This is a genomic window from Helicobacter apodemus (assembly GCF_000765745.2).
In the GTDB taxonomy this organism is placed as follows: Bacteria; Campylobacterota; Campylobacteria; order Campylobacterales; family Helicobacteraceae; genus Helicobacter_D; species Helicobacter_D apodemus.
This window is the reverse complement of the sequence record NZ_JRPC02000054.1, coordinates 1-3082: the sequence shown is the minus strand read 5'-3', so window position 1 is coordinate 3082 and position 3082 is coordinate 1. Positions and strand designations below refer to the sequence as shown.

Annotated in this window: 5 protein-coding genes; all 5 read left to right on the top strand. The window is 27.6% G+C overall.

Annotation, left to right across the window (positions count from 1 at the left end):
- A partial coding sequence (locus tag LS72_RS11480) for a hypothetical protein (RefSeq protein WP_238700802.1) occupies nucleotides 1-226 on the top strand: 226 nt, incomplete at its 5' end.
- A 235-nt stretch (nucleotides 227-461) separates the two neighbouring features.
- Nucleotides 462-884 (top strand): hypothetical protein, encoded by a 423-nt coding sequence (locus tag LS72_RS10235; RefSeq protein ID WP_138155337.1) that lies wholly within the window; start codon nucleotides 462-464, stop codon nucleotides 882-884.
- Nucleotides 885-1100: 216 nt separating this feature from the next.
- Nucleotides 1101-1571 carry an IS200/IS605 family transposase gene (tnpA, locus tag LS72_RS10230; RefSeq protein WP_034555179.1) on the top strand — a complete coding sequence of 157 codons (471 nt, stop codon included), beginning with the start codon at nucleotides 1101-1103 and terminating at the stop codon, nucleotides 1569-1571.
- A complete protein-coding gene (locus LS72_RS11475) occupies nucleotides 1558-1809 on the top strand; it encodes a helix-turn-helix domain-containing protein (RefSeq protein ID WP_034555176.1) in 252 nt (83 codons plus the stop codon). The genes tnpA and LS72_RS11475 overlap by 14 nt, the downstream gene beginning before the upstream one ends.
- A gap of 6 nt (nucleotides 1810-1815) precedes the next feature.
- The gene (locus LS72_RS10225) at nucleotides 1816-2805 is read left to right on the top strand and encodes an RNA-guided endonuclease InsQ/TnpB family protein (RefSeq protein ID WP_238700803.1); all 990 of its coding nucleotides are present in this window, start codon (nucleotides 1816-1818) and stop codon (nucleotides 2803-2805) included.
- Nucleotides 2806-3082: the final 277 nt, after the last annotated feature.

The following is a 3082-nucleotide window of genomic DNA, read 5'->3' as shown; positions in this document are numbered from 1 at the left end:
CTTAAAAATTCAAAACCTCAAAATACAATTAATTGCCTATAACATAGCTTTTTTGTTTAATTGCATAGCTTTGTTGCCTGTTGAAGTGTGGGAGAGTTTGAATATTTCTTATTTCTTTTATCGCAAACTATTGCAAGTGTATATAACTATCCTTATTGCGAATATAATCTTAGCAGTCTCTATTGGTTTAATAATATCAGCTAAACAAATATTCAAAAGGAAATAATTTACCCCCCTTGTTAAATTGACATTTGTATTTAAAATGATAGAATTTCTACATTAATTTCCTTTTAAAATTGGGAATCTAGTTTAATGAATGCTCACTTTAATTTTAATGATGGCAGTGGTTGTTGTGGGGTTACGATAGTAACTATAATTATATGCTTTATAGCTGTGGTTTATATTGCAAAAATTTGCAATCAAAAATCTATAAAAAAGAGGAAAAAATAATGGAAGTATTGGTGATTATTCTTTTTGCTTGGTTTATTCTAGCTGTTCTTTCCCTCATTGCAGCAACAAAAGAATTTCAAATACATAAAGAAATATTAATTAATGCTCTTGAAAATGAAAAATTAGAACCTGTTGCTACTTTTGCATTAAGACATTCTTTTTCTTTTTGGTTTATCTATAAAATTTTTATTGCTTTTATCTTTCTCCCATTTTTTAAGAAAAATATAGACACAGAACAAGAGACTACTGAAGATTTGGAATTTATACAGCTTTTGTTTTTGATAAATGTCAAAGCCTTTTGGTATAACTATATAATCGTCCTTCTCTTAAGCGTTATTCCTATTGTTTTGGCTCTTATGATGGATAAAAGCCAAGAAATAGTAAAGGGGCTGAAAAAAACAATTTTTAGAGATATATATCTTAGGACTTGCTGATTTTTTTATTAACCTCAGGCAAGAAAACTCTTACTTCTTTAAGCAAGAGATGAATTGCCTACCACCTTTGGCAGTTTTTAAAATTTTTTAGACTAAACGATCTTAAAGTATTAAGTAAAATCATTTAAAATTTTGTTAAAATCTAAATCTCTATCCATAAAAATAGATATTTAAAAACAATTTGACACATTAAGTTGTTTTAAATAAAATTACACTATGAAACTAGAATATGATACAAATTTTCATTCAGTATTTTTGTTACAATATCATTTAATCTTTGTGGTTAAATATCGTAGAAAAGTCATTGATGATGAAATTTGTGCTAGATTAAAAGAAATCTTTGAATACATTGCAAAAGCCCCAAGATATGCTTTAAAAATTATAGAATTTAACCACGATATAGATCATTTACACATTCTTTTTAAGGCTGAACCTAAGAGTGATCTAGTGGCTTTCATTAATGCTTATAAATCTGCAAGTTCTAGGCTTATTAAAAAAGAATTTCCAAATATTAGAAAATATCTTTGGAAAAGTTATTTTTGGAGTAAAAGTTATTTTTTAGCTACCACAGGAGGCATTACTCTGGAAGTGTTAAAAAAATATGTAGAATATCAAGGCATAGAAGATAATCGTCCCAAGAAAAAATACAACACCAAAAAGAAAAGATTAGAAAATGCAAATAACTAAGGGTTTTAAATATAGAATTTACCCAAACAAAGAACAACAAGCCTTAATCAATCATCAATGTTTCATCTACAATCAAGCCTATAATATTTGCCTTAATTTACAAAAAGAACAATGGCAAATCAATAAAGACCTAGACAAAAAAGATAGAATCTACCTTAAAGCAAGTCAGATTGATACAAAGGTAAAAGAAATATTAAAACAAAGAGAATTAAGCTATAAAAGTGTTACAACCCAATAAGCAAGGATTAATGCAAACCGTGCCCTAGAGCAAGCATTAAAAGACAAAAATAAAGGATTTCCTAAATTTAAAAACTCTAAATTTGCTAAACAAAGTTTTAATTGGAACAATCAAGGCTATCAAATTAAAGATGATGAAAATCCTAAATTTAAAATCTTTCATTTAATGAATACTGCTTTAAAAATGCGTTATCATAGAGAATTACCTAAGGAATATAAACTTAATCAGATTACCATTTCAAAATCTCACAATAAATACTTTGTATCTTTGTCTATCACTTATGAAAACAAAGCCTTATTAATGTCTAAAGAAAATTTAAATATTAATAAGGCTATCGGGATTGATTTAAATATCAATGATATTGCTTTGAGTAATCAAAGTTTAATTCCTACAAATTCTAAAAATTTTAATGTAGCTAAGTATTCTAAAATCTTTCAAAGATTACAAAGAAAACAATCAAGGAGGCTTTTAAAATCAAAAAAAGAAAAGACAAAACTTAGTGTAAATTTTAAAAAAACACAACAAAGAATTAACAAAATTTACGAAAAAAGTGCAAATATAAAAAGTGACTATTACCATAAAATCACTTCTAAATTAAGCAATGAATTTGACTTGATAGTAGTTGAGAATCTGCAAGTTAAGAATATGACAAAAAGAGCTAAGCTTAAAAATGTCAAAGCAAAAAGTGGCTTGAATAAGTCTATTTTAGATACTTCATTCTATCAATTTAGTAAAATGCTTGAATACAAGCTTACGCATAATGGCAAATTCTTTGTAAAGGTTAATCCTCAATATACAAGCAAAACTTGTAGTGTATGTGGAAATGTAAAAGATGATCTTACACTTAAAGATAGAAAATATATTTGTGAAAAGTGTGGAAATACAATACATAGAGATATTAATGCTAGTTTAAATATTTTAGAAAGAGGATTAAAGTCGTTTGGGTTAGGAATTAGCCTTGAGGACTATAAACTCAAAGCCTTTCGTGTTAGTTAACATTAGTTGGCTTTAGTTAGGAAGCTCCCGCTTCTTTAAGCGGGAGTGATTCACTACCCAATAAATCGTCCATAATTCCTAAAGCCTTTTTTAGCACAATATTTCCTTTTGTATATCGCCAATATCTTTTAATTCTAACTCTTCTTCTACTTTTGCAATCTCAACTAACTCGAAAGGCTTTTAATTTAAGGACAAAGGACACTTCCTGCCCCAAAACCTGCTCTTTGATATTGTTGAGATTTTACAGATAGCCAAATTTGGCTATCCAAACACATAC

What these genes read in the sequence shown, in the direction of transcription:
- LS72_RS11475 (WP_034555176.1), top strand. Translation starts at nt 1,558, where the DNA reads ATGCAAATAACTAAGGGTTTTAAATATAGAATTTACCCAAACAAAGAA.
- tnpA (WP_034555179.1), top strand. Translation starts at nt 1,101, where the DNA reads ATGAAACTAGAATATGATACAAATTTTCATTCAGTATTTTTGTTACAA.